General features: G+C 55.2%; 23 protein-coding genes. 9 read left to right on the forward strand and 14 right to left on the reverse strand.

Annotation, left to right across the window (positions count from 1 at the left end; genetic code table 11):
* Window positions 1–3 precede the first annotated feature (3 nt).
* The 3 genes from artQ to artJ all read left to right on the forward strand — a co-directional run bounded on the left by artQ (window position 4) and on the right by artJ (window position 2,312).
* The gene (gene artQ, locus AOY23_RS09510; RefSeq protein WP_054179174.1) at window positions 4–720 is read left to right on the forward strand and encodes an arginine ABC transporter permease ArtQ; all 717 of its coding nucleotides are present in this window, start codon (window positions 4–6) and stop codon (window positions 718–720) included.
* On the forward strand, window positions 720–1,388 hold the full coding sequence (gene artM / locus AOY23_RS09515; RefSeq protein ID WP_054179175.1) for an arginine ABC transporter permease ArtM: 669 nt from the start codon (window positions 720–722) through the stop codon (window positions 1,386–1,388). The genes artQ and artM overlap by 1 nt, the downstream gene beginning before the upstream one ends.
* Before the next feature lie 192 nt (window positions 1,389–1,580).
* Entirely contained in the window at window positions 1,581–2,312 is a 732-nt protein-coding gene (gene artJ / locus AOY23_RS09520; RefSeq protein WP_054179176.1) for an arginine ABC transporter substrate-binding protein ArtJ, read from the forward strand.
* Window positions 2,313–2,352: 40 nt separating this feature from the next.
* Here artJ and AOY23_RS09525 read toward each other — a convergent pair whose 3' ends face one another.
* The 3 genes from AOY23_RS09525 to AOY23_RS09535 form a co-directional block, all read right to left on the reverse strand.
* The gene (locus tag AOY23_RS09525; protein WP_054179177.1) at window positions 2,353–2,817 is read right to left on the reverse strand and encodes a YehS family protein; all 465 of its coding nucleotides are present in this window, start codon (window positions 2,815–2,817) and stop codon (window positions 2,353–2,355) included.
* 102 nt (window positions 2,818–2,919) lie between these two features.
* Complete coding sequence (btsR, locus tag AOY23_RS09530) at window positions 2,920–3,639, reverse strand: two-component system response regulator BtsR (RefSeq protein ID WP_054179178.1); 720 nt, start codon at window positions 3,637–3,639, stop codon at window positions 2,920–2,922.
* Window positions 3,633–5,321, reverse strand: coding sequence for a sensor histidine kinase (locus tag AOY23_RS09535; RefSeq protein ID WP_054179179.1), 1,689 nt, complete (start codon window positions 5,319–5,321; stop codon window positions 3,633–3,635). Before AOY23_RS09535 ends, btsR begins: the two co-directional genes overlap by 7 nt.
* A gap of 226 nt (window positions 5,322–5,547) precedes the next feature.
* Between AOY23_RS09535 and mlrA the strand changes: the two genes are divergently transcribed.
* Window positions 5,548–6,279: an HTH-type transcriptional regulator MlrA gene (gene mlrA, locus AOY23_RS09540; RefSeq protein WP_054179180.1), complete on the forward strand. Its 732-nt coding sequence runs from the start codon at window positions 5,548–5,550 to the stop codon at window positions 6,277–6,279.
* A 74-nt stretch (window positions 6,280–6,353) separates the two neighbouring features.
* Window positions 6,354–6,467, forward strand: coding sequence for a protein YohO (locus AOY23_RS21730; RefSeq protein WP_072170975.1), 114 nt, complete (start codon window positions 6,354–6,356; stop codon window positions 6,465–6,467).
* Here AOY23_RS21730 and AOY23_RS09545 read toward each other — a convergent pair.
* From AOY23_RS09545 to bglX, 8 genes are all read right to left on the reverse strand, one after another.
* Window positions 6,442–7,179 (reverse strand): ABC transporter permease, encoded by a 738-nt coding sequence (locus AOY23_RS09545; RefSeq protein ID WP_054179181.1) that lies wholly within the window; start codon window positions 7,177–7,179, stop codon window positions 6,442–6,444. The two genes, AOY23_RS21730 and AOY23_RS09545, sit on opposite strands and share 26 nt — an antisense overlap.
* Entirely contained in the window at window positions 7,163–8,110 is a 948-nt protein-coding gene (locus AOY23_RS09550; RefSeq protein ID WP_054179182.1) for an ABC transporter ATP-binding protein, read from the reverse strand. Before AOY23_RS09550 ends, AOY23_RS09545 begins: the two co-directional genes overlap by 17 nt.
* Entirely contained in the window at window positions 8,103–9,260 is a 1,158-nt protein-coding gene (locus AOY23_RS09555) for an ABC transporter permease (protein ID WP_054179183.1), read from the reverse strand. Before AOY23_RS09555 ends, AOY23_RS09550 begins: the two co-directional genes overlap by 8 nt.
* Window positions 9,261–9,267: 7 nt before the next feature.
* Window positions 9,268–10,185, reverse strand: a complete 918-nt coding sequence (gene osmF, locus AOY23_RS09560; RefSeq protein WP_054179184.1) for a glycine betaine ABC transporter substrate-binding protein OsmF — start codon at window positions 10,183–10,185, stop codon at window positions 9,268–9,270.
* Window positions 10,186–10,297: 112 nt separating this feature from the next.
* Complete coding sequence (locus AOY23_RS09565) at window positions 10,298–10,981, reverse strand: DUF2931 family protein (RefSeq protein WP_054179185.1); 684 nt, start codon at window positions 10,979–10,981, stop codon at window positions 10,298–10,300.
* Window positions 10,981–11,658, reverse strand: coding sequence for a DUF2931 family protein (locus tag AOY23_RS09570; RefSeq protein ID WP_054179186.1), 678 nt, complete (start codon window positions 11,656–11,658; stop codon window positions 10,981–10,983). The genes AOY23_RS09565 and AOY23_RS09570 overlap by 1 nt, the downstream gene beginning before the upstream one ends.
* Window positions 11,655–13,640 carry an Hcp family type VI secretion system effector gene (locus AOY23_RS09575; protein WP_054179187.1) on the reverse strand — a complete coding sequence of 662 codons (1,986 nt, stop codon included), beginning with the start codon at window positions 13,638–13,640 and terminating at the stop codon, window positions 11,655–11,657. Before AOY23_RS09575 ends, AOY23_RS09570 begins: the two co-directional genes overlap by 4 nt.
* 169 nt (window positions 13,641–13,809) lie before the next feature.
* Entirely contained in the window at window positions 13,810–16,107 is a 2,298-nt protein-coding gene (gene bglX / locus AOY23_RS09580) for a beta-glucosidase BglX (protein WP_054179188.1), read from the reverse strand.
* Between the two features lie 187 nt (window positions 16,108–16,294).
* Here bglX and dld point away from each other — a divergent pair, with 187 nt between their 5' ends.
* The gene (dld, locus tag AOY23_RS09585) at window positions 16,295–18,031 is read left to right on the forward strand and encodes a D-lactate dehydrogenase (RefSeq protein ID WP_054179189.1); all 1,737 of its coding nucleotides are present in this window, start codon (window positions 16,295–16,297) and stop codon (window positions 18,029–18,031) included.
* Between the two features lie 2 nt (window positions 18,032–18,033).
* Here the strand turns inward: dld and pbpG are convergent, their stop codons facing one another.
* Window positions 18,034–18,978, reverse strand: a complete 945-nt coding sequence (pbpG, locus tag AOY23_RS09590) for a D-alanyl-D-alanine endopeptidase (RefSeq protein ID WP_054179190.1) — start codon at window positions 18,976–18,978, stop codon at window positions 18,034–18,036.
* 163 nt (window positions 18,979–19,141) lie between these two features.
* Window positions 19,142–19,729 (reverse strand): Yip1 family protein, encoded by a 588-nt coding sequence (locus AOY23_RS09595; RefSeq protein WP_054179191.1) that lies wholly within the window; start codon window positions 19,727–19,729, stop codon window positions 19,142–19,144.
* A 176-nt stretch (window positions 19,730–19,905) separates the two neighbouring features.
* On the opposite strand from AOY23_RS09595, the gene AOY23_RS09600 reads away from it, so the two are divergent.
* A complete protein-coding gene (locus AOY23_RS09600; protein WP_054179192.1) occupies window positions 19,906–20,484 on the forward strand; it encodes a DedA family protein in 579 nt (192 codons plus the stop codon).
* Here AOY23_RS09600 and dusC read toward each other — a convergent pair.
* Window positions 20,481–21,428, reverse strand: a complete 948-nt coding sequence (gene dusC / locus AOY23_RS09605) for a tRNA dihydrouridine(16) synthase DusC (protein WP_054179193.1) — start codon at window positions 21,426–21,428, stop codon at window positions 20,481–20,483. The genes AOY23_RS09600 and dusC overlap by 4 nt on opposite strands.
* 232 nt (window positions 21,429–21,660) lie before the next feature.
* On the opposite strand from dusC, the gene AOY23_RS09610 reads away from it, so the two are divergent.
* A complete protein-coding gene (locus AOY23_RS09610) occupies window positions 21,661–22,059 on the forward strand; it encodes a CidA/LrgA family protein (RefSeq protein WP_054179194.1) in 399 nt (132 codons plus the stop codon).
* A complete protein-coding gene (locus tag AOY23_RS09615; protein WP_054179195.1) occupies window positions 22,056–22,751 on the forward strand; it encodes a CidB/LrgB family autolysis modulator in 696 nt (231 codons plus the stop codon). Before AOY23_RS09610 ends, AOY23_RS09615 begins: the two co-directional genes overlap by 4 nt.
* The last annotated feature ends 88 nt before the right edge of the window (window positions 22,752–22,839 follow it).

A 22,839-nucleotide genomic window follows, 5' to 3' on the forward strand; every position in this document is an offset into this window, starting at 1 on the left:
TGAATGAACGAATTTTTTCCTTTAGCAAGCGCCGCCGGGATGACCGTCGGCCTTGCCCTTTGTGCACTGGTCATCGGCCTGGTGCTGGCGATGTTCTTTGCGGTCTGGGAGTCGGCGAAATGGCGCCCGGTCGCCTGGGCGGGTTCCGCGCTGGTGACGGTGTTGCGCGGGCTACCGGAGATTCTGGTGGTCCTGTTTATCTATTTCGGCTCCTCTCAGTTGCTGCTGATGCTCTCCGACGGCTTCACGCTGAATCTCGGCGTGGCGCAGATCCCGGTGCAGATGGAGATCGAGAACTTCGATGTCAGCCCGTTCCTGTGCGGCGTGATTGCGCTGTCGCTGCTTTATTCCGCTTATGCCTCGCAAACCCTGCGCGGTGCGCTGAAGGCCGTGCCGGTCGGTCAGTGGGAATCCGGTCAGGCGCTGGGGTTGTCGAAAAGCGCGATTTTCTTCCGTCTGGTGATGCCGCAGATGTGGCGTCATGCGTTGCCGGGGCTGGGGAATCAGTGGCTGGTGCTGCTGAAAGATACGGCGCTGGTTTCGCTTATCAGCGTGAATGACCTGATGTTGCAGACCAAGAGCATCGCGACGCGTACCCAGGAGCCATTTACCTGGTACATCGTGGCGGCGGCCATTTATCTGGTGATCACCCTCTTCAGCCAGTACATTCTCAAACGCATTGACCTGCGTGCCACTCGCTTTGAACGGAGACCAGGCTGATGGTTGAGTATTTTCCTGAATTGCTGAAAGGGCTGCATACCAGCCTGACGCTGACCGTGGCGTCGCTTCTCGTCGCGCTGGTGCTGGCGCTGATTTTCACCATCATTCTGACGCTGAAAACGCCGGTACTGGTGTGGATTGTGCGTGCGTATATCACGCTGTTCACCGGTACGCCGCTGCTGGTGCAGATCTTCCTGATTTACTACGGGCCGGGCCAGTTCCCGACGCTGCAGGAATATCCGCTGATCTGGCATCTGCTGTCGGAACCGTGGCTGTGCGCGCTCCTGGCGTTGTCGCTCAACAGTGCGGCCTACACCACCCAGCTGTTTTACGGTGCCGTCCGCGCCATCCCGGAAGGGCAATGGCAATCCTGCGGCGCGCTGGGGATGAGCAAGAAAGACACGCTGGCGATCCTGTTGCCGTATGCGTTTAAGCGTGCCCTTTCCTCTTACTCCAACGAAGTGGTGTTGATCTTTAAGAGTACCTCTCTGGCGTACACCATCACATTAATGGAAGTTATGGGTCACGGGCAGTTGCTCTACGGGCGGACTTATGATGTTATGGTATTCGGCGCAGCGGGAGTGATTTACCTCATCGTCAACGGTCTGCTGACACTGATGATGCGCCTTATCGAACGCAAAGCACTGGCCTTTGAAACACGAAAATAATCTGCCGGTGTTATTAGCAAAAATTGCATAGTTTTGTATCATCCAGACGGGCAAGTACCTTTACTTCCCGTCTTTTTTTATTTTCATAAAAATACTTACTCATTTTTATTGCATATAAATTCATTTAATGGCATCGTAAAGTCATGCCGCATATGGCACTACATCATAAGATTGACAGACGGGAGCTTTCGCATGAAAAAATTACTTCTGGCGGCAATGTTTGCCACTTTTGCCACCGGCGCAGTCGCTGCGGAAAAAATCAGTTTTGGCGTTTCCGCCACCTACCCTCCTTTTGAATCGCTGGACGCCAGCAACCAGATTGTCGGTTTTGATATCGATCTGGCGAAGGCGCTGTGCAAACAAATGCAGGCAGAATGCACTTTCACCAACCACGCCTTTGACAGCCTGATCCCGTCACTGAAGTTTAAGAAATACGACGCGGTGATTTCCGGTATGGATATCACCCCGGAGCGTAGCAAACAGGTCACTTTTACCGACCCGTACTATGCCAACTCGGCGGTGGTGATTGCGAAGAAAGACGCTTATAAGACGTTCGACGATCTGAAAGGCAAACGCATCGGCATGGAAAATGGCACCACGCACCAGAAATATTTGCAGGATAAGCACCCGGAAGTGAAAACCGTGGCGTACGACAGCTACCAGAACGCGATCATCGACCTGAAAAATGGCCGTCTCGACGGGGTGTTTGGTGATACCGCGGTGGTGAATGAGTGGCTGAAAACCAACCCGCAACTGGGTACCGCTACGCCGAAAGTGACCGATCCGCAATACTTCGGCACCGGTCTTGGCATCGCGGTTCGCCCGGACAACAAAGCGCTGGTGGAGAAACTGAACGGCGCGCTGAAAGCCATCAAAGCCGATGGCACCTATCAGAAAATCAGCGACCAGTGGTTCCCGGGCTAAAAACCCGAAGCCAGAATCAAGCCGGAGAAATCCGGCTTCTTTATGCCTGATGCAGACGTACGGTCAGGCCGCGCAGGAAATAACGCAGGAACTGATCCCCACACTCACGGAAATTTTTGTGTTCCGGGGCGCGCATCATGGCGGTAATTTCCGGCATTGATACACGGAATTTTTGTTCGGTGAGGATCGCCAGAATATCATCCGTTTTCAGGGAAAAGGCGATGCGCAGTTTCTTCAGCACGATGTTGTTATTCAGTCTGCGCTCAAGCGCCAGCGGCGGCGCGTCTTCGTCACGGCCGCGTTTGTCGTAAATCAGACCGTTCAGCAACGCGGACAGCACGATGTCAGGGCAACGTTCATACCCCTCTTCCTCTTCTTTTCGCAACCAGGGCGCAATCTGCGCTTCTGTCACGTCCGTTTCGCCGAGCGCAATCAGCCGCACCAGACCCTGGTTGTTGGTTTTCAGGGCGTAGCGCAGGCTACGTAAAATATCGTTATTCAGCATGTTGCCTTCAGAAAATTAAGATGTTGACCCGGCAAGCACAAACCGCCGGGCAAAAAACGATGACTGGATCAGACGCAAGCCTCTAGTGTAACCGCAACCGGGCTACAACCCAATCGCCTCTTTCAGGCTTTTCAGGTAACGACGACTGACCGGCACGGTTTGCCCGGCACGCAGCAACAGTTCCGCCTGACCATTTTCTTCAAGGCGGATCTCTTTGACATGCGCCAGATTGACCAGATGCTGACGATGGCAGCGCACCAGCGGCGTGCGGCTCTCCAGCGTGCGTAGCGTTAACTCGGTAAACCCTTCTTTGCCTTCGTGGCTGGTGACGTACACGCCGCTCATCCGGCTGCTGACAAACGCCACATCTTCCATCTGCAACAGGTAGATCCGGCTGTGACCGGTGCAGGGAATGTATTTCAGCACCTGCTGGTTTTCGCCGAGGACTGAGACATCCTGCAGCGTGCGCTCCTGGCGCAGGCGCGTCAGGGTTTTGTCCAGCCGCGTCGCTTCAATGGGTTTGAGCAGATAGTCAAACGCGTGCTCTTCGAAGGCTTTTACCGCGTATTCATCGAACGCAGTGAGAAAAACGATGTACGGCCGGTGTTCCGGGTCGAGCATGCCGACCATCTCCAGCCCACTGATACGCGGCATCTGAATGTCGAGAAACAACACGTCCGGGCGCAGGCGATGCACGGCGCCAATGCCTTCGACCGCATTTGAACACTCACCCACTATTTCAATATCGTTTTGTTCCTGAAGCAGAATGCGCAGATTCTCTCGAGCCAGGGGTTCATCATCAACAATCAGCACATTCAGCATGCCGTCTCCTCCAGAGGCAGTCTCAGAGTGATACGAGTAAACCGTTCCGGTTCACAGGCTACCGTGATACCGCAGTTATCACCAAAGCGGGCGCGAAGTCGTTTATCCACCAGATTCATGCCCAGTCCGCTGGCGTTTCCCCTGGGTTGATACAATCCGGCGTTATCTTCGATATCCAGTTGCAGATACTGACCATGCTGGCTCGCCTGAATGGAGATCTCGCCCACGCCGAGATGTTGTGACGTGCCGTGTTTGATCGCGTTCTCCACGATAGGCTGTAGCGTAAACGCGGGCAGTTGTTGATGCGACAGCGATTCCGGCACACACAGCGTCACCTGCAGGCGAGACTGAAAGCGCGCCTTTTCGATTTGCAGATAGGCGTTAACATGCTCGATTTCATCCGCCAGCGTCACCACTTCCGACGGCCGCTTCAGGTTTTTGCGAAAGAAGGTCGACAGGTACTGCACCAGTTGCCCGGCCTGATCGCTGTCGCGACGAATCACCGCCATCAGCGTATTCAGCGCATTAAACAGGAAATGCGGATTCACCTGCGCGTGCAGCAGTTTGATTTCCGATTGCGTCAGCAGCGCCTTTTGCCGTTCGTACTGCCCGGCGAGGATCTGCGCTGACAACAACTGCGCGATCCCCTCGCCCAGCGTGCGGTTAATCGAACTGAACAGGCGATTTTTCGCTTCATAGAGCTTGATGGTGCCAATCACGCGCTGATTCTCACCCCGTAACGGGATCACCAGCGTCGAACCGAGCTTGCAGTGCGGGTGAATAGAACAGCGGTACGGCACTTCATTGCCATCGGCATAGACCACATCGCCGGTATCAATCGCTTTTTGCGTGTAGGACGATGAGATCGGTTTGCCCGGCAGATGATGATCATCGCCAATGCCGGTGAAGGCCAGCAGCTTATCGCGATCGGTGATCGCCACCGCGCCAATATCCAGCTCCTGAATCAGCACCTGCGCCACCTTCATGCTGTTCTCTTCGTTAAAACCCTGGCGCAAAATCCCTTCTGTCGACGCCGCCACCTTCAGCGCCGTCGCGGAAAACGCCGAGGTGTATTTTTCAAACATCGCCCGTTTGTCGAGCAGAATACGCATAAACAGCGCCGCGCCAACGGTATTGGTGACCATCATTGGCGCAGCGATGCTTTGTACCAGATGCAGGGCATCGTTAAATGGACGCGCAATCGCCAGAATGATCAGCATCTGAACCAGCTCGGCAAAACAGGTGATCGCCCCGGCGGTAAGCGGGCTGAATACTTTGTCGGGGCGGCCACGGCGAATCAGTACGCTGTGCACCAGTCCACCCAGCAGCCCTTCGACAATGGTCGATATCATGCAGCTTAGCGCCGTCATGCCGCCCATCGAATAGCGATGAAGCCCACCGGTCAACCCGACCAGCCCTCCCACTACCGGGCCGCCCAGCAAGCCGCCCATCACAGCGCCTATCGCGCGGGTATTGGCAATGGAATCTTCAATATGCAGACCAAAGTAGGTCCCCATAATGCAGAAAATGGAAAAGGTGACGTAACAGAGAAGTTTGTGCGGCAGACGCACGGTGACCTGCATCAGCGGAATAAAGAGCCGTGTTTTGCTCATCAGCCAGGCGATGACCAGAAATACACACATCTGCTGAAGCAGCAGCAACACCAGATTAAACTCGTACATACCCGACCTGAGCCATACCACGCCTGAAAGGACGTAATCTACCCTGCCCGGGAAAAACTTTCTTTGAAGCGAGGCATAAAAACGGAAAAACCCGGTTAAGATCACGCTTTTGTTACCCCTTTTTCACCTTCTCCGGCTTAGTTTTGAACAAAAAACGAACAAATTTTCCTGGTTCGGGATTTAGTGACTACAGTTAAAATGGGAAGCTAGTGGCAAAGGTGAAAACATGGCGCTTTACAGCATCGGTGAAGTGGCTCTGCTTTGTGACATCAATCCTGTAACGCTACGCGCCTGGCAGCGCCGCTATGGATTGCTAAAACCACAACGCACGGACGGCGGACACCGCTTATTCAATGAAGAAGATATCGATCGTATTCGGGAGATCAAACGCTGGATAGACACCGGCGTTCAGGTCGGTAAAGTCAAATCGCTGCTGTGTGAAAAGACCAGCGCGCAGCATACTGGCTGGCTGGAGCAACAGGAGATGCTGCTCAGCTACCTGCAAAATGGCAATCTGAACCGGCTACGGCTGTGGATCAAAGAGCGCGCTCGCGATTACCCCGCCCAGACGCTGGTGACCTATCTGTTCATTCCGCTCCGTCGACGTCTGCAAAGCCAGCAGGCCACTCTGCATATGCTGTTAAGCATGCTCGACGGCATCTTAATCAACCATATTTCGCATTGCCTGCTGAGCAGCCACCGCAAAGCGGGGAAAGAGGCGCTGGTGGTCGGCTGGAATATTCATGACACCACCCGCCTGTGGCTGGAGGGCTGGATGGCCTCGGAGCAGGGCTGGCGGGTTGATATTCTCGCCCATTCGCTGACCCAGTTACGGCCGGACATTTTCGAAGGTAAAACGTTGCTGGTATGGTGTGGTGAATCGCCGTCTTCGTTGCAGACACAACAACTGGCGCGCTGGCGGGAAGCGGGTTACGAGATAGTCCCTCTCGGCGCCTGAGATAACGTCAACGCTGTCGTTTAATAACAAAGCGGTTTCATAGTAGAATAACGGTATTAACACAGGAGCCTGCTATGAAACCCGCCAAAATTGCTGTTATTACTCTCTTTACGCTGATGGCTATCGGCGGCATCAGTGGCGTGATGCTCGCGGGATATTCGTTTATTGTTCGGGGCGGTGTCGGCTGAGCCAGCGGTTCAGCCGCTCAAAACAGCGGTCGATAATAATGGCCGCCAGCGCCACCAGAATCGCCCCCTGAAGCACATACGCCGTATTAAACCCGCTCAGGCCGATGATAATCGGCGTGCCGAGTGTGTTGGCGCCTACGGTTGACGCAATGGCCGCAGTGCCAATGTTAATGATGACCGAAGTGCGGATCCCCGCCAGAATCACCGGCGCCGCCAGCGGCAGTTCCACTTTCATCAACCGCTGCCAGCCGTTCATCCCCATCCCTTTCGCCACACTGCTGACGCTTTCCGGCACCGCCGCCAGCCCCGCCAGCGTTCCCTGTAAGACCGGCAAAATGCCGTAGAGGATCAGCGCGATAATAGCGGGTTCACGACCAAAGCCCATCACCGGAACCGCAATCGCCAGTACGGCCACCGGCGGAAAGGTCTGCCCCATCGCCGCAATAGTCTCGACCAGCGTGCGAAATTCACGCCCGGCCGGGCGCGTCACCAGTATTCCCGCGCCAACGCCGAGCACCACCGCGACCAGGCTCGACACGCCCACCAGCCAGAGATGCGCCAGCGTCAGCATCAAAAAACTCTCCTGCTGATAGAGCGGACGAGGCAACTGCGGGAACAGCGCACGGAACAACGGACCACTGTGCGGCAACAGCCACAGCAGCGCGATAAACAGCGCAATCAGCCACAGAAGCGGGTCACGAAACCGTCGCACCGTTTTCCTCCTCACGCAACAGATCGGCGAAATGCAACACGCCGCACGGCTCGCCCTGCGCATTCACCACCGGCAGGCTGAGCCGCTGTTGTGCCACAAACGCCGACAGCGCCTCGCGCAGGCTCATCGCTTCCTGCAATGGTTCGCCCTGAGCGTGTTCATCACGGCGCAGGTAATGCCCCACTTCGCGCAGCGACAGCAGCCGTATGCCCAGCTCACTGTTGCCGAAAAAGGTGCGAACAAACTCGTTACGCGGATGGCTTAACATCTCCAGCGGCGTGCCCTGCTGGATCACTTCGCCGCCATCCATTAACACCAGATGATCGGCAAGGCGCAGCGCCTCGTCGATGTCATGCGTAACCAGCACAATCGTTCGCCCGAGCAGACGATGAATGCGGCTCATCTCCTGCTGGAGCGCGGTGCGGGTCACCGGGTCGAGCGCGCCGAAGGGTTCATCCATCAACAGCACTTCCGGGTTCGCCGCCAGCGCCCGTGCCACGCCAACGCGCTGCTGCTGCCCGCCCGACAACTGATGCGGGTAACGTTCGCGCAATGCAGGCTCCAGACCGAGCAGCGCCATCAATTCCTCAATGCGCTGGTCGATTTTACCGCGCGACCATTTCTGCAGTTGCGGCACGGTGGCGATGTTCTGCGCCACCGTCCAGTGGGGGAAAAGCCCAATCGACTGGATGGCGTAGCCCATCCGCCGACGCATTTCGAGCACGGGCTGCTGACGAATTTCTTCCCCGGCAAAACGGATGATGCCGCTGTCGTGCTCCACCAGCCGGTTAATCATCTTCAGGGTGGTCGATTTCCCGGAGCCGGAGGTACCAACCAGCACTGAAAACGCCCCTTCACGCAGGTTCAGGGAGAGATCTTTTACCGCCTCCAGGCCAGAGAAGCTTTTGCTCACATGCTCAAATTCAATCATTTCGCTCCCCTTTCAGCAGGGCTATCCACAGGCCAAACAGCGCATCCAGCACCACCGCCAGCACAATTGTTGGGATCACGCCCAACAGGACCAGATCCAGCGCGCTGCTCAGTAGCCCCTGGAATACCAGCGCCCCAAACCCGCCTGCGCCGATGAGCGCGGCGATCACCGCCATGCCCACCGTTTGCACCACCACCACCCGCAGGCTGCGCAGCAGCACCGGCAACGCCAGCGGTAGCTGAACCTGCCAGAAACGCTGGCGAGGGCTCATCCCCATGGCCACCGCGCTTTCGAGAATATCCGGCGGCACCTGACGCATGCCCGCCACCACCCCGCGCACCAGCGGCAGTAACGCATAGAGCACCAGTGCAATCAACGCGGGCGCCAGCCCGGTACCGGCAATACCGAGGCTCGCCAGCGCCGGAAACTGCTGTACCAGCCCGGCCAGCGGCGCAATCAGCAAACCAAACAGCGCGACGGAGGGAATAGTCTGAATAATGTTCAGGGTGGTAAAAACGGAGGTCTGACGCGAATCGTGGCGGTAACACCACAGGCCGAGTGGAATGCCGATCACCAGCCCCGGCAGCAGCGTACCGAACAGCAACGTCAGGTGCTGCACCAACGCATCATTAAAGACTTCCTGCCGGTTACTGTATTCCTTCAGCAGCGAGAGATCGTCCAGCTTCCCCAGCCACAGCAGCACGCAGGGGATGATCCAGATCTGCGCATTAAGCAACCAGCGCCAGACGGAACGGCGGGACAACCGCTTCGCGGTATCGCTGCAAATCAGCAATGACAGCGCCAGCCATAGCCATAATCCGCTACCCGGTGAGGTTCTCGCCAGCGGGCTTTCGCTGGTGACCAGCAGCGTTGCCGCGTGTCCGGCAGACCAGAACAGTGTGATGAACGCGAATTGGGCGAGGAAAAATGTTGTCCACAGCGGGAACCTGCCGGGCAGCAGGCTGAGCACAATGAAAGCCGCAGGCAGCGCCAGCAGCCAGTAAGAAGAGAAAGCGCTAATCTGCCAGAGTTGCCGCCCCTCGCCCGACATCAGCCGGTTGGGCGCATAGTTGATAAACGGGAGCATTGCGGCTGCCAGTGCAATCAGCACCAGCAGCAGCACGACCCGGTTATGACATTGAATCGACACGGTTGTATTACTTCACCAGCCCTTTTTGTTTCAGGTAGTCAGCGGCCACTTTTTTAGCATCCAGCCCTTCCACGGCGATGCTGGCGTTCAGTTGCTGCAGCGTTTTCTCATCGAGACTTTCGAAGACAGGTTTCAGCCATTCGCCAATCTGCGGATACGCTTTCAGCACCGCCTCACGAACCACCGGCGTGGGAGCGTAAATCGGCTGCACACCTTTCGGATCGCTCAGGGTTTGTAATCCCAGCGCGGCCACCGGGCCGTCGGTACCATAGGCCATCGCGGCGTTCACGCCAGAGATCTTCTGCGCCGCCGCTTTGATGGTTACCGCGGTATCGCCCCCGGCCAGCGACAACAGTTGTTCCTGGTTCAGTTTGAACCCGTAGGCTTTCTCAAATGCGGGTAACGCATCTGTTCGTTCGATAAATTCAGCCGATGCCGCCAGCTTAAATGTACCGCCCTCTTTAAGATAGCGACTGAGATCCGCAAGCGATGTGAGTTTGTTTTCCTTCGCCAGTTCCTGACGAACAGCGATCGTCCAGGTGTTGTTGGCAGGTGCAGGCGTCAGCCAGACCAGCTTGTTCTGCTCAGCGTCCAGCTTTTTGACTTTTTCATAGCCCTGCTGAGCATTTTTCCAGGCCGGATCGTTCTCTTCTTTGAAGAAAAACGCGCCATTGCCGGTATATTCCGGGTAGATATCCAGCGCCCCCGAGGTGATAGCACCCCGCACGACAGGCGTTGTACCGAGTTGAACTTTATTGACCGTTTTGACGCCGTGGCTTTCCAGCACCTGCAAAATGATATTGCCAAGCAGCGCCCCTTCGGTATCAATTTTCGATCCGACTTTGACCGGCTCCGCGGCCTGGAGCGGCAGACTGAATGCCGCCACGAGCGCCATCGTCGCCGCCCACCCCTTTGTCATTGTCATGCGATTTTCCTCGTGATTTACGCTCTTTTTCATAGCCTTGAATGAAAAGCGTAGACGAAAACGGTTCGTTTAACCGGAGAATGCGTGATTATCTGAGTGAGTACAACCCTTTTTACCAGTTCCCGTATGGATAGGTTTTACCCTTAATAAATTCCGGGGTATCACCGAAATAGACATATCCGTTGGGGTGCTCTGTGATGCCCTGGCAAAACTTCATCTCTTTACCGCTACGGGTGACCATCTGGGCAGGTGTTACCGGGATATTGGAGTAACGACCGACCTCTTCTAACCAGAGTCGCACTTTGCCCTCGGGAGCGAGTCCGATCAAAAGCGTGTCATACCAGACGACATCGCCGAAACGATCGCGATGATCAGCAGGAGTTTTCATCCGCTGCCAGGTCTCCGGCGAAAAGAGAATACTGGTTTCATAGCTTCGCTTATCGATCACCGAATCCCAGCAGAACAGCATATACTGTGGTGGCTTTTTCACTTTATTAAACTGGGGATACCGCCCCACATTTAGCGCCCAGGTTCCCACGCTGGAAGGATTTTCCTGAGTAGAATCCAGCGTACCAAAGCGATATAAATAACCATCTGTATCAAGTACCTGAGCATAAACAGTGATAGCAGGTAGTGCATAAGGAGTAAAAAATGCAAAACCCCATTCACCGTAGGGCAACGTCCTGTCTCCCTCCGCCGCCTGACGTGACTGCAGGGGGTGTGAAGCGGGATAGTGACAACCCGCTACAAGCGCCAGCATCAGAAGGGCAAGCGTTATTGTGTTTTTTATCTGCATTACCAGCTCCCGTACGGATAGGTTTTATCCTTAATAAATTCCGGGGTATCACCGAAATAGTGATATCCATTCGGGTGCCGGGTAACGCCCTGGCAAAACTTCATCTCTTTGCCGCTGCGGGTGATCATCTGGGCGGGAGTCACCGGGATATTGGGGTGACGACCGACCTCTTCCAACCAGAGTCGCACTTTGCCTTCAGGAGCAAGTCCGATCAAAAGCGTGTCATACCAGACGACATCGCCGAAACGATCGCGATGATCAGCAGGAGTTTTCATCCGCTGCCAGGTCTCCGGCGAAAAGAGAATACTGGTTTCATAGCTTCGCTTATCGATCACCGAATCCCAGCAGAACAGCATATACTGTGGTGGCTTTTTCACTTTATTAAACTGGGGATACCGCCCCACATTTAGCGCCCAGGTTCCCACGCTGGAAGGATTTTCCTGAGTAGAATCCAGCGTACCAAAGCGATATAAATAACCATCTGTATCAAGTACCTGAGCATAAACAGTGATAGCAGGTAGTGCATAAGGAGTAAAAAATGCAAAACCCCATTCACCGTAGGGCAACGTCCAGTCGCCCTCCGCCGCCTGACGTGACTGCAGGGGTTGTGATGTGGGGCTGTGACAGCCAGTCATCACCGTAAAGAGTAAAAAAATAGCGAACATTTTCTTTTTCATGCTTTTTTTCCATCCATGTTATAGACAGTGCGGATCCAACCCTCATCCGGACGATTAACAAAACTCACGATTTCCGCTGGTGCCGCGCCGCCCTGAATATCGCCCTGTTTGTTGATTTCAATGGCATTCCAGTTAGCGGAACAGTGAATATAACGCGATGCCAGCACGTCCAGTTCCTCAGAGGTAAAGCCGGTAACGGCGTCATAACGACGGGCTTTTTCCCCTTGGGCGAGCGCTTTTTTCGCAAGAAGCTGTAACTCCGCAGGTAAAACCAGTGCAGGGTCGTCGGTATCTGCGTTATTGAATACCACCCCCGCGGCTTCAGCGGCGGCAATCATTACCCGTAGAGTGACCTTCGACCAGTCATTACGCACGATCCGCTGGCGGAGCGTCAGCGCAGCAAAACTGCGCTTTTGCATCTGTCCGTACCGATCAGTGGGCATTCGATCATCAGCCCAGACCTCCGGGATAATGGGATTATTGCGGATGATCGGCGCAATCGCCGGAGATGCCTCCATCACCCGTAATTGCGCCATCGTCAATCGATACGCCCGGGTTTTCTCTCCTGGCTGGTTCCGCGGTACCGTTTCAGTCTGCGGCCGGGTCAGGAACAGCGCCTCTCTTTCTTGCGGCAAATAACCGCCGCCGATATCAGAGTGAACGCCGGGCAGCATCAATTCCGGCCAGCCCGGACGGACACTGTTTGAAGCAAAATTGAAGCGACACTCATGTCCGGCGGTGATCTGAAAAACTTTCTCCGCTACGCCGGGACGCAGCCGGATCCTGACCTCGCCGGTGTCCGCACTGTGCGGATTCATACCATTTAAAGGAGTACCGATGGCTGCGACCGTATCAAAGAGGCCGATAAAACGCGTCTTACCCGCAGGCGCGCCGCTGTAAGTGATATCTCCCATCCCCTGCCGGATAGCGGCGATAATGGCGCGATCTTCTTCCTGTACGCGGTTGGCAAAATGCCGCGCGGCAGCGGCGCCACGACTAAAACCGAAAATGTCGAACTGTAGGGCGTTGATTTCGATATCTTCATGCAAACGTTCAAGTACCGCTCTGAGAGCGGATGGAATCTGTCGCACCGCATCATCTGTTTTCGCTATCACTCCGGTATCTGAAATCCCCAATCCCATCCCGATCTGGCTGTCCGCTTCCCCTGCACGGGTACCGATCCCTTCGACATAAATTCGTCCCTGGACATTTTTGCTATTAGCAGGCATGTCGATTTTGTACAACTCATGCAACCAATGAATATTGGTGTAATAGCCTTTGTAGCTGGTAGCATCGCTGCCGGAGATCCCCAGTTGCATTTGTGCGTTACGTTCGAGAATGCTGACTGCATCGGGGTTATCGATATCAAAATGTTGTGCGGTACAGGCGGCCAGCATATTGCGGGTATTCACGGCATTATTGCCGGTGCCATCGAAGAATATCCCCAGCGTTAGCGTTAACTTTCTTTTAGCGGGTGGCGTTTCCTGTGGTGGTATTTCAGGTGGGTAGATCTCATTATAATTTTCCGGCGTGACCAGATAATCATATTCCGTACCGGCAGCGAGGTGTCGACAGTGAATATAATCATAGCTGACCGTTATATATTCCTGATGAATATTATCAACCACAGCATGACATTGAATCTGTTGTATGGATGCGCCCCGCAAGTTAATCGCGTAATACGCTTCCCATCTTCCTGCAGGACTCATACGGTAAAAGCTAAAATTGAGCGTTAACCGTTCATTATGATTGATTGCCTGCATCAATAATGGTGAGCTTTTATCGACAGGCTTACAAAAGGTTACCCCTTGTGGCACAAGCTGTTGCGGATTTCTTGTCAGGCTTTGCTTCAGGCTAAAAACAAAAATCTCATCGGGATGGGATTGTTGATAATGGTTACCGACAGAATCAACGCTGCCACAGCCGGACGAAATAAGGCCCTGCTGCGCACCGCGCAGCGTCAAATAAATAATATCACTCATTGAATTACATCCGTTTAATAACTTCAATCAATGTAATTAATGTCGAAGGCATTAATGTCAGCCATCGTTATAAACGGATGTTGAAAATTAATACAATAAAAATGGAAAAGAACGCTCTTTTTGTTTATTGCCTGCCTGAAGATTATTTCCTCCAGGCAGGCAACTTATTTTATTTCAACGCAAATTCACCCTGTTTCACCCGGGCGGAATCGACACCGATGAAGACATTGAATTTACCCGGTTCCGCGTCATATTTCATGCGCTGGTTCCAGAACTTCAGTGCATCCACGTCGATCGGGAAGCTGACGGTCCGGGTTTCGCCGGGTTTGAGGTTCACCTTCTCAAAACCACGCAGCTGTTTCACCGGCCGGCTCATTGAGGCGGTGACGTCCTGCAGGTACATCTGGATCACCGTCGCCCCTTCACGCTTGCCGGTGTTGGTCACCTCGACACTGGCAGTAACTTTGCCGTCTCGTTTCATCGTGGGCGCCGACATCTTCACGTCGGATACGGTGAAGGTGGTGTAGCTCAGGCCATAGCCGAACGGATAGAGCGGCCCGTTGGCTTCGTCAAAGTAGCGCGAGGTGTATTTGTTTGGTTTTTCCGGGTTATACGGACGACCAGTATTGAGATGGCTGTAATACACCGGGATCTGCCCGACGGAGCGCGGGAAAGACATGGGCAGTTTACCGGACGGGTTGTAATCGCCAAACAGCACATCGGCGATGGCGTTGCCGCCTTCAGTACCGGCAAACCAGGTTTCGAGAATCGCGTCGGCCTGTTGATCTTCTTTTACCAGCGCCAGCGGACGACCGTTCATCAGCACCAGCACCAGCGGTTTACCGGTGGTTTTCAGTGCCGCAATCAGGTCACGCTGGCTTTGCGGGATGGTGATGTCGGTGCGGCTGGAGGCTTCGTGCGCCATTCCCTGCGCTTCACCGACCACCGCCACAACCACGTCAGACTGCTTCGCCGCGGCAACGGCTTCGTCAATCATCGCTTGCGGCGAGCGCGGGTCGACCACCACGGCCGGTTCATACTGGTTGAGGAAATCCACAATGCCTTTGTCGCTGGTGACGTTCGCCCCTTTGGCGTAAATCACTTTCCCCTGCGTCCCCACCGCGTTTCTGATGCCGGTCAGCAGCGTGACGGACTGATCAGCCACCCCGGCGGCAGACCAGCTACCCATCATGTCGCGCTTGCTGTCGGCCAGTGGGCCAACCACCGCGACGGTAGCGGTTTTCTTCAGCGGCAGCGTATCAAGGCGGTTTTTCAGCAGTACCAGGCTTTCACGCGCCACTTCGCGCGCCTCTTTACGATGCAGACGACTTTCGGCGTTAGTGTCTTGTGGGTCAGAACCTTTCGGCCCCAGATGGCTGTAGGGATCGTTAAACAACCCCATGTCGTATTTCACGTTCAGCACGTGACGGGTCGCGTCGTCCAGTTCCGCCATCGTGACTTTGCCCGACTTCACCAGCCCTGGCAGGTATTTACTGTAGTATTCGTCGCTCATGCTCATGTTAATGCCGGACTTGAGCGCCACGCGCACCGCGTCTTCCGGATCGGAGGCTGTGCCGTGTTTAATCAGCTCTTTGATCGCGCCATGGTCGGAAATGGTGATCCCCTTGAAGCCCCATTCGTCGCGCAGCAGATCTTTCAGCAGCCAGGAATCTGACGACGCTGGCGTACCGTTCAGCGAGTTCAGAGCCACCATCACCCCGCCGCTGCCCGCGTCCAGCGCCGCTTTGTACGGCGGCATGTAATCGTTGAACAGGCGCTGAGGGCTCATGTCGACGGTGTTGTACTCTTTACCGCCTTCCACGGCGCCGTAAGCGGCGAAGTGTTTGACGCTGGTCATCACCGAGTAGCGATCCGCCGGACTTTTACCCTGCATCGATTCCACCATGGTTTTCCCCATGATCGCCGTCAGGTAAGTATCTTCACCGAAGCCTTCTGAGACGCGGCCCCAACGCGGATCGCGGGAGACGTCGACCATCGGTGCCCAGGTCATGTTCAGGCCGTCGTCGGCCGCTTCATAGGCGGAGACGCGGCCCACAGTTTTCACCGCATCAAGGTTAAATGAAGAGGCGAGACCGAGGCTGTTCGGGAACACGGTGCGCTGACCGTGGATCACATCATAGGCAAAGAACAGAGGAATTTTCAGGCGGCTGAGCGCCATGACCTGATCCTGCATGGTGCGGATGTCCGGGCGAGTGACGGTATTGAAAATGGCGCCCACCTGCCCCGCTTTGATCATCTCCCGAATCGCTTCTTTCGGGTTATCCGGGCCTACGCTAATCAGGCGCAACTGACCAATTTTTTCATCGACGGTCATTTTCTTGAGCAATTCCGTGACAAACGCATCCCGCGCTTCGGGCGTCAACGGGTGGTTACCGAACAGGTCGTCAGCCAGAGCAGGTTGCAACGCCAGACTAACGGCAACGCCAACAGAACATAGCCATTTCATTTATATTTTTACTCTCTATTTCGGGCCGGATAACCCGGCGAAACCGCGGTTTGCCATAAGCCTAAACGGCTGATAAGAATAATGCTAAGGTTATTCTCTGATTTTTCTACCGCATTCGCGAATCAAATTGTCATACAAAGCGCTATGCTTAAGCGCGACAAATTAGCTCACCACAAGGAGTGGGAAGATGTCTTCCACCACGATAACTGATAATAACGCCCTTCTGGCAGAACTCGCTCGTCTGGTTGGTCACACTCACCTGCTGACCGATCCGGCCAAAACACAACGCTATCGCAAAGGCTTTCGCTCGGGTCAGGGCGACGCGCTGGCGGTGGTTTTCCCCGGTTCGTTGCTGGAGCTCTGGCGTGTGCTGAGCGTCTGCGTCAGCGCCGACAAAATTATCCTGATGCAGGCAGCCAACACGGGTCTGACCGAAGGCTCTACGCCAAACGGCAACGATTATGACCGCGAGATTGTCATTATCAGCACCCTGCGCCTCGACAAACTGCATCTGCTCGATAAAGGCGAACAGGTACTCGCCTTCCCCGGCACCACGCTCTATTCGCTGGAAAAAGCGCTCAAACCGTTCGGGCGCGAGCCGCATTCGGTGATCGGCTCGTCGTGCATTGGCGCGTCGGTGATTGGCGGGATCTGCAATAACTCCGGCGGCTCGCTGGTGCAGCGCGGTCCGGCCTATACCGAAATGTCGCTATTCGCGCGCATTGACGAACAGGGCAAGCTGCAACTGGTTAACCATCTTGGCATTGATCTGGGTGAAACGCCGGAGCAGATCTTAAGCAAACTCGACGATGATCGCGTGAAAGAGAGCGACGTGCGCCACGACGGCCGCCACGCGCACGATCACGACTACGTCTCCCGCGTGCGCGACGTCAACGCTGATACCCCGGCTCGCTACAATGCCGACCCGGATCGTCTGTTTGAATCCTCCGGTTGTGCGGGGAAACTGGCGGTGTTCGCCGTGCGTCTCGACACCTTCCCGGCGGAAAAAAATCAGCAGGTGTTTTACATCGGCACCAATCAGCCGGAGGTGTTGACGGAAATCCGTCGTCATATTCTGGCGAACTTTGAGAACCTGCCGGTGGCCGGTGAATACATGCATCGCGATATTTACGATATCGCCGGACAGTACGGTAAAGACACCTTCCTGATGATCGACAAACTCGGCACCGACAAAATGCCGTTCTTTTTCACCCTGAAGGGGCGTACCGACGCGATGCTGGAAAAAGTGTCGCTGTTTAAACCGCATTTCACCGACCGCTTTATGCAGAAGATTGGTCACGTTTTCCCCAACCATCTGCCGTCACGCATGAAAGAATGGCGCGATAAATATGAACATCATCTGTTGCTGAAAATGGCAGGCGATGGCATTGAAGAGGCGAAACGCTGGCTGAATGACTATTTCCAGCAGGCTGAAGGCGCTTATTTCGAATGTACGCCGGAAGAAGGCAGTAAGGCGTTTTTGCACCGTTTTGCCGCCGCCGGGGCCGCCATCCGTTATCAGGCGGTTCATGCCGATGAAGTCGAGGATATTCTGGCGCTGGATATTGCGTTACGCCGTAACGACAGCGAATGGTTTGAGCATCTGCCGCCGGAAATCGACAGCCAGCTGGTGCATAAGCTCTATTACGGTCATTTCATGTGCCACGTTTTCCATCAGGATTACATCGTCAAAAAAGGGGTGGATGCGCATGCGCTGAAAGAGCAGATGCTGGCATTGTTGCGCGAGCGCGGGGCGCAATATCCGGCGGAGCATAACGTCGGACATCTGTATGAAGCGGCAGACAACCTGAAGCAGTTCTATCGCCAGAACGATCCGACCAACAGCATGAATCCGGGGATTGGTAAAACCAGCAAGCAGAAATACTGGGGTGAAACCGCCACCCCAGTCAGTAAGGCGGAATAAGGTTAATCCGCCTGGGTGGTTTGTTCACCGTGCAGCATGGCGTTCGCCATCTGTGCCTCGCGCTGTTTTTTATAGCTCAGCGCGGCAGGCGGAACCGGCATGATCTTCCCGGTTTCCACCCACGTCCGCAGACGGCTGGCATCGGCGAAGTGAGTGTATTTGCCGAAGGCATCCATCACCACCAGCGCCACCGGACGGTTGTTAATGACCGTGCGCATAATCAGGCAGTGCCCCGCCGCGTTGGTGAAGCCGGTTTTGGTCAGCTGGATATTCCAGTTATCGCGATACACCAGATGGTTGGTGTTGCGGAACGGCAACGTATAGGCCGGATGGGCAAACGTCGCGGTATCTTCCCGCGTGGTGCTGAGCTGGCCGATCAACGGATACTGCTTGCTGGCGATCAGCAGTTTGGTTAAATCCCGTGCCGTAGAGACGTTCTGGATTGATAGCCCGGTCGGTTCCACGTAGCGGGTATGCGTCATGCCCAGCGCTTTCGCTTTGGCATTCATCGCGTTGATAAACGCGCCGTAACCGCCCGGATAATGGTGCGCCAGGCTCGCCGCCGCGCGGTTTTCAGAAGACATCAGCGCCAGCAGCAGCATATTTTTGCGGCTGATCTGGCTGTTCAGACGAACGCGCGAATAGATCCCTTTCATTTCCGGCGTCTGGCTGATATCCACCGTCAGTATTTCATCCAGCGGCAGGTGCGCATCCAGAACCACCATCGCGGTCATCACTTTGGTGATCGACGCCATCGGGCGCACAAGGTCCGGGTGGCTGGAATAAATAACCTGATTAGTATTCAGATCGACAATCATCGCACTTCCGGATGCGATCTCCGGTTGCGCGGCCGCTGTGGTTGCAACGGTTTTCGCGCTCGCCTGTGGCGCAAAAGGCACTGCCAGCATCAGCGCAAGGCTGAGCAAGGACACTCGACATTTCTGCATGGTGAGATTTCTGGTTATTTTTTCGGCAAAAGATTAATGTAGCTGATTGTTTCAGGATTTCCTGAAGCTGCATCATACCCCGCAGAACTCCCGCGTCGCCAGCAGATAATCGTGAGGAAATGCTGCACCGCCGGAGAACCCGACGGTGCATAATTCAAACCGGTCAGAACAGACGGTAACCGTAACCCCAGAGGATCACTGTCAGCGCCAGCAGAACCTCAAGCACCAGCACGCCGATCGCCAGCGTCGAGCTGGAAAAGCTCAGGCCCTCTTCTTTGTTGATATTGAGGAAGGTCGGCACCCCCAAATAGAGCAGATAGCCGGTGTAGAATAGCGCAATCGTCCCCGCCAGCGCGCACAGCCAGACCAGCGGATAGAGTGCGACAATCCCGCTCAGGAACAGCGGTGTGGCGACATATCCGGCGAAGACCATACAGTGGCGTAGCGACGGGCGCTGCGGGTAATGACGCGCCATCCACCAGATGACTCGCCCCATCGCCGCGACACCGATGAGCATCAGCGCATAAAAGAGAACAGCAGAAAACAGGCCTGTCAGGGGCGACAGTTTAACTACCGTGCCATCGCCAAAATTCCAGCCAAGTTGCGTGGTACCAATGAAGGCGCAGATCACCGGGATCGCCGCCATGATTAACACATGGTGAGTGTAGTGATGCGAAACAGATTCGTTTTCGCCACGGATGACGTGCATTTCGCGCTCGGGATGTGAAAACAGTCCCCAGACATGGTTCATAAAACCCCCTTGTCACGGCTTCGTAGAATCACCCTTCAAGTATAAGACATACTGATAGATTATTTTGTGTACAGCGTGAAAAAGCAGATTAGCGCTATTTCCCGTCTTTGCCGCCGCAAGGGCGTCAGAGGGTATATGATTAACCACAGGTGTTGTTCAGGGAGTCCTTACTTCGTATGGATATCAACAGTCTGGTTTCACAGTATGGCTACGCCGCGCTGGTCATTGGCAGCCTGGCGGAAGGAGAAACCGTCACTCTGCTCGGCGGGGTAGCGGCGCATCAGGGATTGCTTAAATTCTGGCTGGTGGTGGTATCGGTGGCGCTCGGCGGGATGATTGGTGATCAGGTGCTTTACCTGCTGGGGCGGCGTTTTGGCGGTCGCCTGCTGCGGCGCTTCAAACGGCATAAAGCTAAAATCCGTTCGGCTCAGCGGCTGATCCAGCGCCGCCCTTACCTGTTCGTTATCGGTACCCGCTTTATGTACGGCTTTCGGGTGATTGGCCCGTTACTGATTGGTGCCAGCCGGTTGCCGCCGAAAATATTCCTGCCGCTTAACATTCTCGGGGCGATAATCTGGTCGCTGCTGTTTACCACCCTGGGCTACGTCGGCGGAGAAGTCATCGGCCCGTGGCTGCATAACCTCGACAAGCATCTTAAACACTGGATCTGGTTGCTGCTGGCAGTGGGTCTGGTGGTTGCCGTGCGCTGGTGGCTCAGGCGACGCGACAAAAAACGCGCGTCGCAGGAGGATTAAGGGCGTCGCGCCGCGTAAGCTTCGATGGCCCCAGCAATGGCGGCGGAATCCTGTAAAGTTCTGACTGCGGTAAACAACTCAGTCGCCTCGCGGTACTCTTTGCGTAAATACCCCAGCCACTGTTTGATACGGGCGACGTGATAAAGCCCGGTGTCGCCCTGTTTCTCCTTGCGGGAGTATGTCTGCAACAGCTTCACGACGTCAGGCCATGGCATGCGCGGTTCGTTGTATTTCACGACCCGGCTCAGGTTCGGCACGTTCAGCGCGCCACGGCCAATCATTACCGCATCGCAGCCGGTTGCCGCCATGCACGCCTGCGCACTGTCCCAGTCCCAGATTTCACCGTTGGCAATCACCGGGATGGTCAGCCGCTGGCGGATCTCGCCAATCGCCTGCCAGTCGATGCGTTCCGCTTTATAACCATCTTCTTTGGTGCGGCCGTGCACGACCAGTTCCGTTGCGCCCGCCTGTTGCACCGCGTCGGCAATTTCAAACTGTCGGTCGCCGCTGTCCCAGCCCAGCCGCACTTTCACCGTCACCGGCAGATGGGCCGGAACCGCTTCACGCATGGCTTTCGCGCCACGGTAAATCAGCTCCGGATCTTTCAGCAACGTCGCCCCGCCACCGCTACCATTGACCACTTTTGACGGACAGCCGCAGTTAAGATCCACGCCCCATGAACCCAGCGCGACGGCACGGGCGGCGTTTTCCGCCAGCCATTGCGGGTATTGCCCTAACAACTGAATGCGTACCGGCGTACCAGAGCCGGTGCGACTCTGATGATGCAGTTCCGGGCAAATACGATAAAACGATTTTTCCGGCAGCAGCTTATCCACCACCCGCAAAAATTCGGTGATACAGAGATCGTAATCGTTAACCTCAGTCAGCAGCTCGCGCACCAGCGAATCGAGCACGCCTTCCATCGGCGCCAGTAAAACACGCATATCGTTACCCGGAGAAAAAGAGGCGCTATCTTAGCGTTAACGGAAGCGGGAATGAAGTCTGTTATAACGGCTTCAGGCTACACTCAGTTACATGACTTTTCGCCAGCAAATTTGTAGGAATGCCAGATGAGCCACAGGGGGATCACAGGTATGCTCAGAATTCATGTTGTGATCGGTAGCACATTTCAGACTTTAATTGTATGATGAATGCGTTTCATCAAGGGTAATCACCATGAGTCAATCATTAAATATCATCTGGCAGTACCTGCGGGCGTTCGTCCTGATCTACGCCTGTCTGTACGCGGGAAATTTCATTGCCTCTCTGCTGCCTATCACTATTCCTGGCAGCATCATCGGCATGCTGATTTTGTTTGTCCTGCTGGCGCTGCAAATTTTGCCTGCAAAGTGGGTTAATCCCGGCTGTTATGTGTTGATCCGTTATATGGCGCTGCTGTTTGTGCCTATCGGCGTCGGCGTCATGCAATATTTTGATTTGCTGCGCGCCCAGTTCGGGCCGGTGGTGGTTTCCTGCGCCATCAGTACGCTGGTGGTTTTTCTGGTGGTGAGCTGGAGCTCACACCTGCTTCATGGTGAACGTCAGGTCGTCGGGCAAAAAGGAACGGAAGAATGATGCAGAACATCTGGTGGTCGTTGCCGTTGACCCTGCTGGTTTTTTTCGCTGCCCGCAAGCTGGCCGCGCGCTTTAAGATGCCGCTGCTTAACCCGCTGCTGGTGGCGCTGGTGGTGATTATTCCTTTCCTGCTGCTGACCGGGATTCCTTACGATCACTACTTTCAGGGCAGCAAAATCCTTAACGATCTGCTGCAACCGGCGGTGGTGGCCCTCGCTTTCCCGTTGTATGAACAACTGCACCAGATCCGCGCCCGCTGGAAATCCATTATCACCATCTGCTTTATTGGTAGCCTGGTGGCGATGGTCTCCGGCACCGCGGTGGCGCTGCTGATGGGAGCAACGCCGGAAATTGCCGCATCCGTGCTGCCGAAATCGGTCACGACGCCAATTGCGATGGCCGTCGGCGGCAGCCTTGGCGGTATTCCGGCTATCAGCGCGGTGTGCGTGATTTTTGTCGGCATCCTCGGTGCGGTTTTTGGTCATACTCTGCTTAATAAAATGCACATTCATACTAAAGCCGCCCGCGGGCTGGCGATGGGAACCGCGTCGCACGCACTGGGTACCGCCCGTTGCGCCGAGCTGGATTATCAGGAAGGCGCGTTCAGTTCGCTGGCGCTGGTGCTGTGCGGGATCATCACCTCCCTTCTGGCGCCGTTTATCTTTCCGGTTTTACTGGCCGTTCTGCATTAAAAAGGCGATACATCACACATTATTTCGTTGAATTTCATCAGTTGCACAGGTAGTGCGAAGTAGATCACATATAAAGCCGTAACAGGCC

The sequence above is a fragment of the Trabulsiella odontotermitis genome (genome assembly GCF_001297775.1).
Classification (GTDB): domain Bacteria; phylum Pseudomonadota; class Gammaproteobacteria; order Enterobacterales; family Enterobacteriaceae; genus Trabulsiella; species Trabulsiella odontotermitis.